At 72.0% G+C, this 16,127-nt stretch carries 13 protein-coding genes and 1 other RNA gene; 2 read left to right on the plus strand and 12 right to left on the minus strand.

Annotation, left to right across the window (positions count from 1 at the left end; translation table 11 throughout):
• Positions 1-135 precede the first annotated feature (135 nt).
• The 4 genes from SAM23877_RS14140 to SAM23877_RS14155 form a co-directional block, all read right to left on the minus strand.
• Complete coding sequence (locus SAM23877_RS14140; protein ID WP_053131855.1) at positions 136-1,548, minus strand: acyltransferase family protein; 1,413 nt, start codon at positions 1,546-1,548, stop codon at positions 136-138.
• Positions 1,545-3,740: a bifunctional polysaccharide deacetylase/glycosyltransferase family 2 protein gene (locus SAM23877_RS14145; protein WP_053131859.1), complete on the minus strand. Its 2,196-nt coding sequence runs from the start codon at positions 3,738-3,740 to the stop codon at positions 1,545-1,547. The genes SAM23877_RS14140 and SAM23877_RS14145 overlap by 4 nt, the downstream gene beginning before the upstream one ends.
• On the minus strand, positions 3,740-5,374 hold the full coding sequence (locus SAM23877_RS41220; RefSeq protein WP_159041979.1) for a hypothetical protein: 1,635 nt from the start codon (positions 5,372-5,374) through the stop codon (positions 3,740-3,742). The genes SAM23877_RS14145 and SAM23877_RS41220 overlap by 1 nt, the downstream gene beginning before the upstream one ends.
• A 211-nt stretch (positions 5,375-5,585) precedes the next feature.
• Positions 5,586-6,557 (minus strand): LysR family transcriptional regulator, encoded by a 972-nt coding sequence (locus tag SAM23877_RS14155; RefSeq protein WP_053131868.1) that lies wholly within the window; start codon positions 6,555-6,557, stop codon positions 5,586-5,588.
• Between the two features lie 83 nt (positions 6,558-6,640).
• On the opposite strand from SAM23877_RS14155, the gene SAM23877_RS14160 reads away from it, so the two are divergent.
• On the plus strand, positions 6,641-7,954 hold the full coding sequence (locus SAM23877_RS14160; protein WP_053131871.1) for an MFS transporter: 1,314 nt from the start codon (positions 6,641-6,643) through the stop codon (positions 7,952-7,954).
• 48 nt (positions 7,955-8,002) lie between these two features.
• Here the strand turns inward: SAM23877_RS14160 and ssrA are convergent.
• The 5 genes from ssrA to ftsE form a co-directional block, all read right to left on the minus strand.
• Positions 8,003-8,402, minus strand: a transfer-messenger RNA (tmRNA) gene (ssrA, locus tag SAM23877_RS36805).
• Between the two features lie 98 nt (positions 8,403-8,500).
• Complete coding sequence (smpB, locus tag SAM23877_RS14165; protein WP_052841735.1) at positions 8,501-8,980, minus strand: SsrA-binding protein SmpB; 480 nt, start codon at positions 8,978-8,980, stop codon at positions 8,501-8,503.
• A gap of 77 nt (positions 8,981-9,057) precedes the next feature.
• A complete protein-coding gene (locus SAM23877_RS14170) occupies positions 9,058-10,230 on the minus strand; it encodes a S41 family peptidase (RefSeq protein WP_174532215.1) in 1,173 nt (390 codons plus the stop codon).
• 68 nt (positions 10,231-10,298) lie between these two features.
• Positions 10,299-11,216 (minus strand): permease-like cell division protein FtsX, encoded by a 918-nt coding sequence (gene ftsX / locus SAM23877_RS14175; RefSeq protein WP_053131875.1) that lies wholly within the window; start codon positions 11,214-11,216, stop codon positions 10,299-10,301.
• Positions 11,217-11,245: 29 nt separating this feature from the next.
• The gene (gene ftsE / locus SAM23877_RS14180; protein ID WP_053131878.1) at positions 11,246-11,935 is read right to left on the minus strand and encodes a cell division ATP-binding protein FtsE; all 690 of its coding nucleotides are present in this window, start codon (positions 11,933-11,935) and stop codon (positions 11,246-11,248) included.
• A 247-nt stretch (positions 11,936-12,182) separates the two neighbouring features.
• Between ftsE and SAM23877_RS14185 the strand changes: the two genes are divergently transcribed.
• Positions 12,183-12,374 (plus strand): hypothetical protein, encoded by a 192-nt coding sequence (locus SAM23877_RS14185; protein WP_053131881.1) that lies wholly within the window; start codon positions 12,183-12,185, stop codon positions 12,372-12,374.
• A gap of 127 nt (positions 12,375-12,501) precedes the next feature.
• Here SAM23877_RS14185 and SAM23877_RS14190 read toward each other — a convergent pair whose 3' ends face one another.
• From SAM23877_RS14190 to SAM23877_RS14200, 3 genes are all read right to left on the minus strand, one after another.
• Entirely contained in the window at positions 12,502-13,371 is an 870-nt protein-coding gene (locus tag SAM23877_RS14190) for a hypothetical protein (protein ID WP_053131885.1), read from the minus strand.
• Positions 13,372-13,691: 320 nt separating this feature from the next.
• The gene (prfB, locus tag SAM23877_RS14195; RefSeq protein WP_053131888.1) at positions 13,692-14,798 is read right to left on the minus strand and encodes a peptide chain release factor 2; all 1,107 of its coding nucleotides are present in this window, start codon (positions 14,796-14,798) and stop codon (positions 13,692-13,694) included.
• Positions 14,799-14,873: 75 nt separating this feature from the next.
• Positions 14,874-16,115 carry a serine/threonine-protein kinase gene (locus tag SAM23877_RS14200; RefSeq protein WP_053131891.1) on the minus strand — a complete coding sequence of 414 codons (1,242 nt, stop codon included), beginning with the start codon at positions 16,113-16,115 and terminating at the stop codon, positions 14,874-14,876.
• Positions 16,116-16,127 lie beyond the last annotated feature (12 nt).

Below are 16,127 nucleotides of genomic sequence, written 5' to 3' on the forward strand. Positions count from 1 at the left end.
GCACCGACGGTAGGGAGGGCGCGTTTCGAACCTGTGGGGCTGTGGATGACCGGAAGGGAACGTTGCTCTCACCCGGCGGGGCGGCTCGGTGAGAGGTCGCGGCACGACCGCGGCCGGTGCGCCGGGCGAGGTGGGTCAGCCGCGGTGTGCCCGGGTGGTCGTGGCCCGCCGGCCGGCGGAGCGCTTCGTGCCGTTCGGCCACAGCCGTGGCCGGCGCTTCGCCGCGAGGTCCTCGACCCAGCCGACCGCGAGGACCATCAGGCCGATGAGCGGCCAGACGAGGGCGAACATCCAGATCGTGTACGCGCCGTCGAGGGCACCGACCGCGCGCTCGCTCTGCATGAAGGGCAGTTGGTACGCCAGGTCGATGATCGGGACCGTCGCCATGATCAGCAGGTTGTGCCACAGGTAGATGGTGACCGCGCGGTTGTTGGAGAGGGTCACCAGCTTGTCCCACCGGGCCAGGCGGCCGGGGAGTTCCTGCCACGAGGGGGAGTACTGGAGCAGGATCACGACGAACCCGAACGACCAGGTGGCCTGGGCCAGCGGGATGTCGTTGAGGTCCCAGCCGTCGGGGCCCAGATGGTTGGAGGCCCACCACAGGCCGAAGGCCATGACGAGGGAGGCGCAGGAGACGGAGACGTACCGCGGGATCCGCTTCAGCAGACCGTCGTGGTGGGCGAAGCCCAGGACCCAGCAGCCGCCGTAGACCGCGAAGTCGGTGACCGCGTTGCCGGTCTCCCCGGGGATGGTCACCAGGCCCGTGCCGACGACCGCCGTCAGGCCGAGCGGTGCGAGCAGCGTGGGCCAGGGGGCCTTGCGGAACAGCCACAGCAGCAGCGGCGACGCGATGACGAACCAGAGGTAGGCGCGCAGGTACCACAGCGGTCCCGCGGCCTGCACCGCCCAGGTGTCCTCCAGCAGGCCGGACTGGGAGCCGACGTGCCAGGGGTAGGGCGGGGCGCCGATCGGGACGAGGTAGTTGAACAGCTCGACCAGGCCCCAGGTGCCGCCGCGGTCCGGGTCATCGGCCGGGTTCCAGCCGTTGACGAACATCATCGTCAGCACGACGGCGGCGAACGCCCACATCGGCGGCAGGAGCCGGCGCACGCGCCCGCGGATCACGCCCAGCGCCGGGCGCTTCAGCGAACGCGCCATCAGCGAGCCCGCCAGCGCGAACATCACGCCCATGGAGGGGAACAGCACGGTCAGCCAGGCCCAGCCGAAGAGGTGGTAGACCACGACGCGGACCAGGGCGATGGAGCGCAGCAGGTCCAGGTACCGGTCGCGGCCGGGTTTCCCGGCGGCCGGGACCGGGGCGGGTGCGGGCGGGGCGGGCTCGGAGACGGACGCGGGTGCGGACACCGGCGCGGGCTCCGTCGTGCGCTGCCGCGGGACGGCGTAGGGCATCCCCGCGGCACCGTTCGGTATCCCCGCGGCTCCGTTCGGCATTCCCGCGGCTGTGCCCGGGCCGCCCGCGTACGGGGTGCCGTAGGGGCCGGCCGGCTCCGGGTTCGCACCCGTACCGGTCGTGTGTCCGTGGGTCATGCCACGGGCCTCCGATCGTCGTGGCTCTGCGCCCGCTGCTGCGGCACGGAGCCGCCGGGCGCCCCGACGACACCGGTGCGCCGCAGCTTCTGCCAGCGCAGCCGGCCACCGGTGAGCGCCGTGATCCAGGACTGGAGCAGCACGACGTACATGAGCTGGCGGTAGAGGATCTGCTGCAACGGCAGCGAGATCAGATGGGTCATGCGTTCGCGGTCGAGCCGGAAGGCGTAGGCGGCGCAGACCGCCTGGATGGCGAGGACGCCCAGCCACGCCGTGATCGTCTTCTGCGTCGGGCCGAAGACGATGCCGTAGAGCAGGAAGACGTCGATCAGCGGGGCCAGCAGCGGCGCCAGGACCATGAACAGGGAGACGAAGGGCAGGCCCACCCGGCCGAAGCGGCCCGAGGGACCCTTCTCGATCACCGCGCGACGGTGCTTCCAGATGGCCTGCATGGTGCCGTACGACCAGCGGTAGCGCTGCGACCAGAGCTGCTGGACGGTCTCGGGGGCCTCGGTCCAGGCGCGGGCGTTCTCGGCGTAGACCACGCGCCAGCCGGCGCGGTGCAGCGCCATGGTGACGTCGGTGTCCTCGGCGAGGGTGTCGTCGCTCATGCCGCCGATGGGTTCGAGGGCGGAGCGGCGGAAGGCGCCCACGGCACCCGGGATGGTCGGCATGCAGCGCAGCACGTCGTACATCCGGCGGTCCAGGTTGAAGCCCATCACGTACTCGATGTGCTGCCAGGCGCCGATGAGGCTGTCCTTGTTGCCGACCTTCGCGTTGCCGGCCACGGCGCCCACCTTCGGGTCGCCGAAGGGCTGGACGAGTTCGCGGACGGTGGAGGGCTCGAAGACCGTGTCGCCGTCCATCATCACGACGATGTCGTGACTGGCGTTGGCCAGGCCGCGGTTGAGCGCGGCCGGCTTGCCCGCGTTCAGCTGGCGGATCACCCGGACGCCCGGCAGTCCCATCGCCTCGACGATCCGCGCCGTGCCGTCGGTGGAGCCGTCGTCGACGACGATGACCTCGACGGGGTGGTCACTGGCCATCAGGGACAGGACGGTGTTCTCGATGCACTTGGCCTCGTTGTACGCCGGCACCAGCACCGTCACCGGTTCGGTCACCGGCGGACCCCAGCGGAAGTTCTTGCGGCGGACCCGGCGGGCGTGGATGCCGGAGAGCAGCAGCATCAGCACGAAGCGGCCGATGACCAGGGTGCCGATGATCGCCAGCCCCACCACCAGCCCGTCGGTGAGCTTCTCCGACGCCTGGACGAGGAAGACCCAGGCCTTGCCCTTCCACAGCTCGGCACCGGTCACCGGGCTCATGGCGCTGGGCGCGTCCAGGGCCTCGGTGAGGTTGTCGAACTCGTAGCCCTTCTTCTGCAGGTCGGGCAGGAACCGGTCCAGCGCCGCGACGGTCTGGCTGCGGTCGCCGCCCGAGTCGTGCATCAGGACGATGGCGCCCTCGCCGTTCTTCGGGGTGGCGCGGCGGATGATCTCGTCCACGCCGGGCCGCTGCCAGTCCTCGCTGTCGGTGTTGTTGACGACGGTGATGTAGCCGCGGCTGCCGATGTACTCGGTGACCGGCCAGGACTTGTTGTCCATGGCGTCGGCGAAGGACGAGTACGGCGGCCGGAAGAGCGAGGTGCGGATGCCGGCCGCGCCGGTGATCGCGAGCTGGTTCTGCGACAGCTCCCGGTCGATGCGCTTCTTGGACTGGAAGGAGAGGTCGGGGTGGTTGAAGGTGTGCAGGCCGACCTCGTGGCCCTCGTCGACCATGCGCTCGACGAGGTCGGGGTAGCGGGAGGCCATGGTGCCGGTGACGAAGAAGACGCCGTGCGCGTCGTGCTTCTTCAGCACGTCCAGCACCCGCGGGGTCCAGGTCGGGTCCGGTCCGTCGTCGAACGTGAGGACCAGGTGGTGGTCGGGCACGCTCAGGCTCTCGGTGCGGCCGCCGCGGACGTCGATGACCGGGCCGCCCTCCAGGATCTTCTCCGGCACCCGGTCGGTGGCGGCGGGCGGCTGGACGCGGTGGTCGGCGAGGATCTCGCTGTGCACGTAGCCGCGCAGCATGAGCATGGCCGCGAGGGCGACCAGGACGAGCAGCGGAAGCAGCAGGCGCAAGGGCAGGCGGCGGCGAGAGCCCTCACGGGCGCGGCGCGCGGCCCCGTGACGGCGGGTGCGGGATGCCATCAGAGGGTGTTCTCCGGGGACAGGGAAGAGGACGTGGGGGTGTGGTCCGTACCCGCTGGTCCGGCGGCGGCCACGGGTGCGGCGGCGGGTCCGGCGGCGGAGAGGGGATCTCCGGCCCCGTTGACGGTCGTGTCACCGCCGCCCGGGTCGGTGCCGGTGGTGGGGTCGACGGTGGGTCCGGTCGGGTCGCCGGTGGGGTCGCCGCCGCCCGTGGGGACCGACGGGTCCGGGCTGACGGGGGGCGGCGCCTGCGTCGACTGCGACGGGCCGGGGTCGGTGGCGCCGCCGCCCGGCTGGGTGCCGGTCCCGGTCTCCGAGGGGCCGGGGCCGGTGCCGGTGCCGGGCTGCCGCGCGGTGCCGGACGTGCCGGGCGCGGAGGTGTCGGAACCCGGCGCCGTGGTCACGCCGGCGCCGGCCGAGGGGCTGGCCTGCGGGGCCGCGCTGCCGGTGCCGGAGGGCAGCGTCGACTGCGAGGGCAGCGGGGTGGTGTCGACCTGGCCGGCCGGCTTGCCCTCCTGCTGGCCCTCCACCGGCAGCCAGGGCGCGTTGGAGTTGCCGGAGAGCAGGGTGGAGACGATGACCACGGCGTAGACCGCGCAGGCGACGCCGACGGCTATGCCGAGGCGCCGGTACAGGCGGCTGCGGCGTCCCGACGCGTCGACGAAGACGGGTCCGTCGGAGCTCTCCTGCCGGTTCTTGCGGTGCTGCCCGCTCTCGGCCCGGCGGATCACGCCGTCGCCGAGCTGCACGGCGTCGAGCTGGACCGTCACCTCGTGCGGGTCGTGCGTGTGATCGGCGGCGTCGGTGACGGCGTCGGCGTCCGGGGTCTCCTGCCAGGGGTCGCTGAGGACGGTCGTGGCGGGGCCGGGCGCGGTCGCGGGGAAGGCGCGGGTCGGTTCGGCCGGGGACCCCGGGACGGCAGGGGGGAGGATGTCGGTCACGTCGGCGTCCACGCCGGTGCCGCCCGGACGGTTCCCGGCGGGGGTGACGCCGACGGGGCGAGGCAGCGGGGCGGTCCGGGCCGGGTGGGCACCCGCCGGGTTCACGCCGGACTGGTTCGGGGCGGCCCGGTTCGGGGCGGCCTGGGTCGTGTCGGGTGCCGGGGTGGGGCTGCCCCAGGTGATGCGGCCCTGGTTCAGCGGGTCGGCGGCCGGGCTCCGGCCCGCGGCGCCCCAGCCTGCCGGGCTCCCGCCCGCCGGGTTCGGGTACGCGCGCGTCGGGTCCCCGCCTGTGCGGTCCCCACCCGTACGGTCCCTGCCTATTCGGTCCCTGCCTATTCGGTCCCCGCCCGTCCGGGAGCCGAGGATCTCCGTCGCGCCGGCGTTGCCGTGGGGGTCGAGCGGGCGCGTCGCGGCGGTCTCCGGCGCCGGCCGGGCGGTGTTCCGCGGCCCGCCCGCACCCTCGGCGGAGCCGCCGAGGCCCGCGCCGGGGCGACGCGCGGCGTCACCGGCGGCCCCGAACCATCCCGGCCCGGCCCCGTCCGGGCCCGCGGAGCCGGCGGACGCACCGGCCCGGCCGGGCGAGCCGAACGGCGTCGCGGCGTGCGGGGTCTCCCCGGTCACCGGGAAGGCCCGCGTGGGCGGAAACACGTCGGTGACATCGGCGTCCTGTCCCGAACCCGGGAAATCGCGCATCCCGGACACAGCCTCGGGCTCCTCCGCTTGGGCGTCTTTTTGCCAATTCTTCACGCGCACGCACTTCCCCCCACGGGACAGTTCCGGGTGCGCGTACGACTCCGAGCACTCGTCGGCCGAACCGGCCCCCACCTGGTTCGAGCGCCCCCTGTACCACACCGTGCTCAGGCCAAGAATGTAGCGCACGCGGAGGATGTGTGGTTCCCGCGTGTCACTTATGAACGGACATCACACCGGCGTCGACGGCCGGAATCCACCCTCCGGCGGGCCGGCGCAACCAGCCCTTCTCGGCCGCGACCTGCGCCGCCGCCCGGCGCAGCGCCTCAAGGCCCGGGTGCACCAGCCCCTTTCGCCAGACCAGTGAGACCGGCGACAGCGGCACCGGATCGACGAGGGGGCGCACCACCGTCGACGCCATGGCCGGAAAGCTCTCCACGGCGAGGATCGGATTGCGCGTCTTGTCCATGATCCGCTGGAATTCCTCCTCCCCGACGGCCAGCGGAACGGGTGATGCCACTTCGATGCCGCGCCCCTCGAACAGGCGGTGTGCGAGATCGGTCCACTCCGGCGTGCGCGGGTTGCCGGCCCCGGCGTACACGGTCTCGCCCGCGAGTGCGGCGAGCGGAACCCGGTCCAGCCGGGCCAGCGGGTGGTCCTCGGGCAGGACGACCGCCATGGGCTCGTAGCGCACCGGCTGGTGGCCGAGGCCGGCCCGCAGTGCCGGGGCGAGGCCCGCGAACCGGCCGAAGGCGGCGTCGAGGCGGCCCGCGAGCAGTTCGGCGGCAGCGTACGTCAGTCCGCTCTCGTACCGCGCCATCAACTCCGCCTCGGGCGCCAGGCCGCGGGCCCGCTCCAGGACCAGGCGGTTGGTGACCAGGCCCGGGGAGTTGAGGTCGACCAGCAGCGGGCGGGCCTGCCCGAAGGCGGCCAGGAGATCGTCCTGCGCCTGGAGGACGCGGCGGGCGTACGGCAGCAGCCGCTCGCCGTCGGCCGTGAGGGTCACCTGCCGGGTGGTCCGGACGAACAGCTCGGCGCCCAGTTCCCGCTCCAGGCGCCGTACGTCCCTGCTGAGCGCCTGCTGGGCGACGTACAGGCGGGCGGCGGCGCGGGTGAAGTGCAGGTCCTCGGCGACGGTGACGAAGGCGCGCAGGAGGCGGGGGTCGAGGTGGGCGGGTGCGGGCATCCGGCGAATTTACAACAGGCGTGCGTGAATGGGGCCGGAGAAGGTGTTGGACCCCGCGATCACCCCCGGGCGACGGTGAGCGCATGCCGCAACCGCCTTCCGCACGCCCGTCCTCGCCCACCCCCCTCCTGTCCCTGACGGCGGACACCCTGGTCGCCGCCGACTTCCGCCCGCGCTCCCGGCACCGGCCACCCGGCCCGTACCGGCGCCTCCTCTCCACCCCCGGCGCCCGAGGCTTCACGATCGGGAATCTCATGGCGCGGTTGCCCATGGGCATGTTCAGCGTGAGCGCGGTCGTGATGATCGCCGGGGAGCACGGTTCGTACGCCCTGGCCGGCGCCGTCACCGCGACGGGGCTGGCGGCGACGGCGGTCGTCGCGCCGTGGACCGCGCGGCTCGTCGACCGGCACGGTCAGTCCCGGGTGGCGATGCCCGCCACCCTGGTCGCCGCGCTGGGCTCGCTCGCCCTGCTGCTGTGCGTGCGGTACGACGCGCCCGCCTGGACGCTGTTCGCCGCGTACGCCGCCACCGCGACCACGCCCAACACCGGCGGCATGGCCCGCGCCCGCTGGGCCCACCTGCTCAAGGGCAGGAAGGACGCCGCCGGCGCCCTGCACACCGCGAACTCCTTCGAGCAGGCCGCGGACGAGCTGTGCTTCATGCTCGGGCCGGTCCTCGCCGCGTTCCTGTGCACGGCGTGGTTCCCGGAAGCGGGCACGCTCGTCGGCGTGGTGCTGCTGGTGACCGGCATGCTGGTCTTCACCGCCCAGCGCTCGTCCGAGCCGCCGGCCCGACCGCACCCGACGGCGAAGGCGCCCTTCCGCGTCCCGGGCATCCCGCCGCTGCTGGCCGTGTGCCTGGCGACCGGCGGGGTGTTCGGGGCCATGGAGGTCGTCACCATCGCGTTCGCGGACGCACAGGGGCACCGTGCGGCGGCCGGTGTGGTCCTCGGGCTCCAGGCGGCCGGTTCCTGCGTGGCGGGCCTGCTGTACGGGGCGATGCGGCTCACCGGGTCCGCCGCGCACCGTCTGCCGTGGTGCGTCGCCGCGATGACGGCCCTGCTGATGCTGCCGCTGCTCGCGGCGTCCCTCACCGGCTCCCTGCCGCTGCTGGCGCTCACGCTGCTGGTGGCCGGGATGGCGACCGCCCCGACGATGGTCACCACGATGACCCTGGTCCAGCACCGCACCCCGGAGGGCCGTCTGAACGAGGGGATGACCCTGGCGGTGACGGGGCTGCTCGGCGGCATCGCCGGCGGCAGCGCGGCGGGCGGCTGGATGGTGGAACACGCCTCTCCCACGGCCGCCTACGGCGTCCCGGTCACGGCGGCGGCGGTGGCCCTGCTGCTCTCCCTGGCGGCGTCCGCCCGGGACACGGCGCCGGGCTCGCGGGCATGACGAAGGCCCCGCCGCGCTGGAGCGGCGGGGCCTCGGCCCACATGGGAACTGTGGAGATGGCGGGAATCGAACCCGCGTCCAACGGTGCGGAATCAGGGCTTCTCCGTGTGCAGTCCGCTTCGATTTTCTCAGCCCCGGAGATCACGCGGACAAGTCTCCGACGGGCTCAGTCACTGTTTGGTTTCCCTCTTCACCCCGTGACCGGGATCAAGGTTTAGTCCCCTAGCTGATGCCAGGATCCGGGTCGGGAACAGCCCCGGGCTGACACTCCCTTAGTAGGAGGCTCGCTTCGCTACCTGAGATCAGGCAGCGAGGGCGAAGGCCTGCTGGGAGGAATCGCGCTTGGTGTTGGCGATTATTTTTTTCGGCCTGTGGTTTACGAGATCATGGCCGCTTCCTCGACACGCTTCCCCTGCTTCGACAGCCGCTGTCGAAACCGATCATCCCCATGTTGATTTTTCAATCCGTGCACCCGCGTGGGGTGCGTTCACCATCGTACGTGACCAACGCACGCGGGTGCCAGCCTATTCCTCTCCCCCGGGGGGGTCAGGCCCGCTGCTTGCGCCTGATCGCCGAGATCGTCCGCTCCGCCTCGCGGCGGTCCTGCTTCTCGCGCAGGGTCTGCCGCTTGTCGTACTCCTTCTTGCCGCGCGCCAGCGCGATCTCGACCTTGGCCCGGCCGTCCTTGAAGTAGAGCGCCAGGGGCACGATCGTGTGACCGGTCTCCTGGGACTTCGACTCCAGCTTGTCGATCTCCACGCGGTGCAGCAGCAGCTTCCGCTTGCGGCGGGCACTGTGGTTGGTCCAGGTGCCCTGGCTGTACTCGGGCACGTGCACGTTGTGCAGCCACGCCTCGTGTCCGTCCAGCTGCACGAAGCCGTCGGCCAGCGACGCCCGCCCCTGGCGCAGCGACTTCACCTCGGTCCCGGACAGGACCAGGCCCGCCTCGTAGGTGTCGAGGATCTGGTAGTCGTGCCGCGCCTTCTTGTTCTGCGCGATCAGCTTGCGCCCTTTTTCCTTAGCCATAGTGCCGCCCATTTTGGCACTAGGGAGGGGGCCCGCGGAAAGCCGATTACGGGAGCGGCGCCGACGGGAGCGCCCGCCTACCGCCCCAGTCCGCTGAGCACCGTCTCCGCCCGCTCCAGGGCGGCCGGAGCGGCCGGGTCCACCGCCAGGTCGGGCGTGATGCCCGTGCCGTCCACGCCGCGGCCGGAGGGGGTGCGGTAGTGCCCGACGGTCAGCTCGGCCACCGAGCCCCCGGGCAGCCGGCTCGGCATCTGCACCGAGCCCTTGCCGAAGGTGCGGGAGCCCAGGACGACCGCGCGCCCGCGGTCCTGGAGGGCTCCGGTGAGGAGCTCGGCCGCGCTCATCGTGCCGTCGTCGACGAGCGCGACCAGGGGTCTGGCGGTGTCACCGCCCGGATCGGCGTGCAGGGCCCGCTGCTCGCCGTCGACGTCGTAGGTGGCGACCAGCCCGCCGTCGAGGAAGGCGGAGGCGGCGGTGACGGCCTCGGCCACCAGGCCGCCGCTGTTGCCGCGCAGGTCGAGGACGACGCCCGTGCCGGACGGCACCCGCGCGACGGCGGCGCGCACCTGTGCGCCGACCCCCTTGGTGAAGGAGGTGACCTTGACGACGGTGACACCGCTCGCGAGCGTGCGCACGGCCACGGGGTCCGTGGACAGCGTGGCCCGGCGGACGGTCTCGGTCCACGAGCGTGAGCCGCGTTCCAGGCCGAGCCGGACGGCGGTGCCGGCGGGTTCGGCCTCGGTGTCGCCGCGCAGTATCGAGACGACCTCGGTGACCGGGCGTCCGTCGACCCGCTCGCCGTCGACGCTGCGCAGCCGGTCGCCCTCGCGGATACCGGCACCGGCGGCGGGCGAACCGGACCGCACCCTGGTCACCTCGATGCGGCCGTCGCGCTCGCGGCGCGCGGAGAGCCCGACGCCGGTGTACCGGCCGTCGAGGGCCTCCTCCAACTCCTCGTACTCGCCCGGGGAGTAGACGGCGCCCCAGCGGTCCCCGCTGCGGCTGACGGCGTGTTCGGCGGCCTCCACGGGGGACTTGCCGTCGGCCATCGCCTCGGCGGCGGCACGGGCCACCTGTTCCTGCTGCCCGACGGGAGCAGCCGGACGGGCCGGGCCGGACGGGGGTTTCCGGTCGGTGCCGGGGAGCGAGCCGGTGGCGGCGCCCGCGACGAGCACACCGGCGAACAGCAAGGTCAGGGTGGCCCCGTGGCGTGTGCGGCGGGGCTGACAGAACAGGTCACGACCTGACATGCCGGTGAGTCTAGGACAAGGCGAGAGGGCCGAACGGTCGCTTGCCCGTTCGGCCCTCTTGGCATGTGTCACACCTTCAGGTACTTGCGCAGCGCGAAGAACGCGGCCAACGCGGGCATCAGCAGGCTGGTGGCGAGGATGAGCGGCAGCTTCGTCAGCAGCGCGTCCCAGCCGATGAAGTCGATCAGGGCCAGCTTCTCGGACAGGGCGAGCCCGTGGTCGATGAGGAAGTACCGCGCGGCGACCAGGAACGCGCAGGCGACCCCGCCGCCGATCAGCCCGGCGACCGCCGCCTCCATGATGAACGGTGCCTGGATGTAGAAGCCCGAGGCGCCGACCAGCCGCATGATGCCGGTCTCGCGCCGCCGGCTGAACGCCGAGACCCGCACCGTGTTGACGATCAGCATGAGCGCGACGACCAGCATGAGCGCCATCACCGCGCGCGCGGCCCAGTTCATGCCGTTGAGGAGTTCGAAGAGGCTGTCCAGGGTCGCCCGCTGGTCCGCCACGGACTGCACGCCGTCCCGGCCTTCGAAGGCGGTCGCGATGACCTGGTACTTCTCCGGGTCCTTCAGCTTGATCCGGTACGACTCCTGCATCTGGTCCGGCGTGAGCGAACTGGCCAGCGGCGAGTCGCCGAACTGGTCCTTGTAGTGCTTGTACGCCTCGTCCTGCGACTCGTACGTCACCTTGTCCACGACCGACAGCTTGTCGAGGTCGGCGAGGATCTGCTTCTTCTGGTCCTCGGTCACCGCGCCCTTGGCACAGGCGGGGTCGGACTTCGCGTCGCTCTTGTTGCAGAGGTAGACGGTGACGTTGACCTTGTCGTACCAGTAGCCCTTCATGGTGTTGACCTGGTCGCTCATCAGCAGCGAACCGCCGAACAGGGCCAGGGACAGGGCGACCGAGACGATGACCGCGAAGGTCATCGTGAGATTGCGACGGAGACCGACACCGATCTCCGAGAGGACGAACTGGGCGCGCATGGCGTCTCGTCAAGCCTTTCCGTTGCTCGTCAGTGCTGGTAGCCGTAGACGCCGCGCGCCTGGTCGCGGACGAGGCGACCCTTCTCCAGCTCGATGACGCGCTTGCGCATCTGGTCCACGATGTTCTGGTCGTGGGTGGCCATGATCACGGTGGTGCCCGTCCGGTTGATGCGGTCGAGCAGCTTCATGATCCCGACCGAGGTCTGCGGGTCCAGGTTGCCGGTGGGCTCGTCCGCGATCAGGAGCTTGGGCCGGTTGACGAAGGCGCGTGCGATGGCGACGCGCTGCTGCTCACCGCCCGACAGCTCACCGGGCCTGCGGTCCTCCTTGCCGCCGAGCCCGACCAGGTCGAGGACCTGCGGCACGGACTTGCGGATCTCGCCGCGGGACTTGCCGATGACCTCCTGGGCGAAGGCCACGTTCTCGCCGACCGTCTTGTTCGGCAGCAGGCGGAAGTCCTGGAAGACGGTCCCCAACTGGCGCCGCATCTGCGGCACCTTCCAGTTGGACAGGCGGGCGAGGTCCTTGCCGAGGACGTGCACCTGGCCGTGGCTGCACCGCTCCTCGCGGAGGACGAGCCGCAGGAAGGTGGACTTTCCGGAGCCGGAGGACCCCACGAGGAAGACGAACTCGCCCTTCTCGACCTCCAGGGAGACATCCCTGAGGGCTGGGTGGTTCTGCTTGGGGTAGACCTTGGAGACGTTGTCGAATCGGATCACGGGTGCACCACGGGTCGCCGGGGGTAGATGAGCGTGACCATACGCGAACCGGGGAGCACGCCGCAGTCACCGGTCGGGGTTGCGCGACAGTTGCACGTTTTGTCCCTGCCCTTACGGGGCATGCACACGGGTCCGGCCTCAGGGGGAAGGCGCGCGGGGCCCCACGGAACCTGGCACAGTGGAAGGGGAACGTTCACGTCGGTGTGGGCGTTGTCCTGACGGAGCCGGCGGCAAGGAGGGCGAGCGCATGACGTACGACCGGTTGGTGTGCGCGAACTGCGCGGCGCCCGTGAGTGAGGGCCGGTGCCCCGTGTGCCGGGCCAACCGCGAGCGGCTGCAGCAGGGGAACTTCCTCGCGGGCCTGAATCCGATGACGCTGGTCGTGCTGCTGGCGGTGCTGATCGCGGCGATGGCCCTGCTGGCCCACCAGACCGTCTGAGGCCCGCGGAGGGCCCCTCCGGGCTCAGCGGGCGCGGGACGAGGCGACAGGACCGGGAAAGGGCCCGGAGCGGGTGCGCTCCGGGCCCTTTCACCTGCGTTCGCCGCGCGTACGCGGGTGACTACCGTCAGGCAGCCGCTCCGCCGCGACCGTTCATCATGCGCGGCAGCATGCGGAAGCCGATGCCGCCGGCGATCATGGTGGCGGCGCCGACCAGCAGGAACGTGGTCTCCGCGGCGCCGGTCTCGGCGAGCTCGTCACCGCTGCCCTGGGCGGCGGTGTCGGAGGCCTGGGCCTCTTCGCCGGTGTCGGTCAGGGCCGAGGAACCCTCGTCCTGGGTGACGTTGTCGTTGCTGCCGCCGTCGGGGGTGGTGTTGTCGCCACCACCGGTCCCGCCGTTGCCGCCGGTGCCGCCGCCCGTGGTCTGGGAGCCGCCGTTGTCACCGGCACCGCCGTTGTCGCCGGCACCGCCGTTGTCACCGGAGCCGCCGTTCTCGCCGCCCTCGGAGGTGCCCGTCGAGGTCCCCTCGGAGGTGCCCTCCGTGGTGCCCTCCGTGGTGCCCTCGGACGTGCCTTCGGACGTACCCACCGAAGTGCCCTCGGAGGTGCCCTCGGACGTACCTTCCGTGGTGCCCACGGAGGTTCCCTCGGTGGTGCCCTCCGTGGTGCCCTCGGACGTACCTTCCGTGGTGCCCTCGGACGTGCCGTCCGTGGTGCCTTCGGAGGTGCCCTCCGTGGTGCCCTCGGTCACACCCACCGAGGCGCCCTCGATGAGGCCGCCCTCGGTCGTGCCCTCCGTGGTGCCCTCGGTCGTGCCCTCGGTGTCGCCCTCGCCGCCCTGGACGCTGACGCCGACGCCGACGTTGGCGTCGCCGACACCCACGCCCACGCCGATGTCGAGCGCCGAAGCGGCACCCGCGGCGGTCAGGGAGGCGCCGGCCGCGATCACTGCGCCGGCCGCTATGCGCGCGACACGGATGCGCGTCTTCTTCGTCATGTAGTTGCTACCCCCAGTAGCCGATTAGTCAGTGAGGCCGCACTCGGGGCCGTGATCGACGGAGGTAGCTGCTTACTTGAGTCCCCCGGTTCACATGCGCCCCAGAAATACGCATGCCGCGCCTCACCCTGGCGAATGTTCAAAGCAACGTCAAGGCCATTGCGTACGCGATGTCCAGGTAAGGGACGTATGCCGGACACAAAGGGTGTGAGTGTGATGTAAAACCCAGACATCACCGGCGTTCGAGCGGCAGACAAAAGGCAACCGCCGCCGAAATGGCGGCAGTTGCCTTGTCGACAAAGCGCCGTCGGCGCTTCGCTCTACTTCTCCTGCTGCTTGCGCCAGCGAATGCCGGCCTCCAGGAACCCGTCGATCTCACCGTTGAACACGGCCTCGGGGTTGCCGACTTCGTGCTCGGTGCGCAGGTCCTTGACCATCTGATACGGGTGCAGCACGTAGGAACGCATCTGGTTGCCCCAGGAGTTGCCGCCGTCGCCCTTGAGGGCGTCCATCTTGGCCTGCTCCTCCTGGCGGCGCCGCTCCAGCAGCTTGGCCTGGAGGACGTTCATCGCCGTGGCCTTGTTCTGGATCTGGGAGCGCTCGTTCTGGCAGGAGACCACGATGCCGGTGGGGATGTGGGTGAGCCGCACCGCGGAGTCGGTGGTGTTCACGCCCTGTCCGCCGGGGCCGGAGGACCGGTACACGTCCACGCGCAGCTCGGACTCGTCGATCTCGATGTGGTCGGTCTGCTCGACCACCGGGAGGATCTCGACGCCCGCGAAGGAGGTCTGGCGGCGCCCCTGGTTGTCGAAGGGCGAGATGCGCACCAGGCGGTGGGTGCCCTGCTCCACGGAGAGCGTGCCGTAGGCGTACGGGACCTGGACGGCGAAGGTCGTCGACTTGATGCCGGCCTCCTCCGCGTACGACGTCTCGTAGACCTCGGTCTTGTAGCCGCGCTGCTCGGCCCAGCGCAGGTACATGCGCTGGAGCTTCTCGGCGAAGTCGGCGGCGTCCACGCCACCGGCCTCGGCGCGGATGTTGACCAGCGCCTCACGGGCGTCGTACTCGCCCGAGAGCAGGGTGCGGACCTCCATCTCGTCCAGCGCCTTCTTCACGGCCGTGAGCTCGGACTCGGCCTCGGCGCGGGTGTCCGGGTCGTCCTCCTCCTCGGCCATCTCGAAGAGCACGGCGAGATCGTCGATCCGGCCGCGCAGGGCCTCGGCCTTCCGCACCTCCGCCTGGAGGTGGGAGAGCTTGCTGGTGATCTTCTGCGCCGCCTCCGGGTCGTCCCACAGGGAGGGCGCTGCCGCCTGCTCCTCGAGCACGGCGATGTCTGCCCTCAGCCTGTCCAGGTCCAGGACGGCCTCGATCGACTCCATGGTCGAGGAGAGGGACTTCAGCTCTTCGGATACATCGACGACTGCCACGCATCCAGCGTAACGGCTCCGTCCACCGGCTTTCGCCGGGCCGGCGCGGTGTCCGTGGCCGTCACGCGCCCGGCCTCAGGGCGAGGCCGGTGCCGAGTTCCGCGTGTCCTGGGGGTCGGCGCCGCCCTCGTCACCGCCCGTGGCCAGCCAGGTACCGGCGCCGATCGCGGCCACCAGGGCGACCACGCCCGCGCCCACCGCCAGCCGGCGGCGCCGGGCGGTGGCGCGGTTGCGGGCGGAGCCGGGGCGCGGGGCCCCGGAGGCGCGCGGGGCGCGGGCGGTGCCCCGGGCGCCGCCGGCCAGCTCGTCGGGGGCGGGCACGCGCATCGAGGTGTGCGTGTCGCGGTTGGAGTCCGCCGGTTTCGCTCCGGGCACCAGCGGGACCGCTCCCCGGCGCCGTACCGGCTCCCCGGCGGGCGCGGCGGACGCCGGGGGCTCCTCGGACGCGTCCTCCTGCTCGTTGTCGGGCTCGTCCACGTCCAGCGGTCCCATGCCGACCAGCATCGGCAGCAGCTCGCGCAGCCGGCCGCCCAGCTCGGAGGCGCGCAGCCGGGAGGCCGGCGCCTTGGCGAGGCACTGGACGAGCAACTGCCACAGCTCGTCCGGGATGCCCGGGAGGGGCACGACCGTCTCGGTGACGTGGCGGCGCAGCACCGCGCCGGGGTGGCCCCCGCCGAACGGCGTGAAGCCCGCGAGCAGCTCGTACAGCACCGTGGCCAGCGCGTAGATGTCCACGGCCGCGCGCGGGGGCAGGCCCTCGACGATCTCCGGGGCCAGGTAGTCGGGCGTGCCGATGATCTTCGTGGCGCGGGTGCGCCGGGGGGTGTCGATGAGCTTGGCGACCCCGAAGTCGGTCAGCAGGGCCGGGTGCGAGCCGCCGGGGCCGAGCGGGCCCTCCATGTCGAGCAGCACGTTCTCCGGCTTGACGTCGCGGTGCACGACCCCGGCGGCGTGCGCGGCGGCCAGGCCGTCGGCGACGTCGGCGGCGATGGCGACCGCCGCCTCGGGCGCCAGGCGCCGCTCCCGGTCCAGGCGGGTGCGCAGATCCGTCCCCCGGACCAGGTCCATGACCAGGGCGAGGTCGTTGCCGTCGACCACCAGGTCGCGCACGGAGACCACGTGGGGGTGGTCCAGGCCGAGCAGGGCCGTGCGCTCCTGCACGAAGCGCGAGACGAGCTCCTGGTCGGACGCCAGGTCCTCACGCAGCAGCTTGATCGCGACGGGCCCTTCGGGACCCTCGCCCAGCCACACCGTGCCGGCGCTGCCCCGCCCGAGGATCTGGTGGGCGGTGTACCGGCTGCCGATCTTCCGTGCCAAGACTGCTCCTAC

This window comes from Streptomyces ambofaciens ATCC 23877 (assembly GCF_001267885.1).
Lineage (GTDB): Bacteria > Actinomycetota > Actinomycetes > Streptomycetales > Streptomycetaceae > Streptomyces > Streptomyces ambofaciens.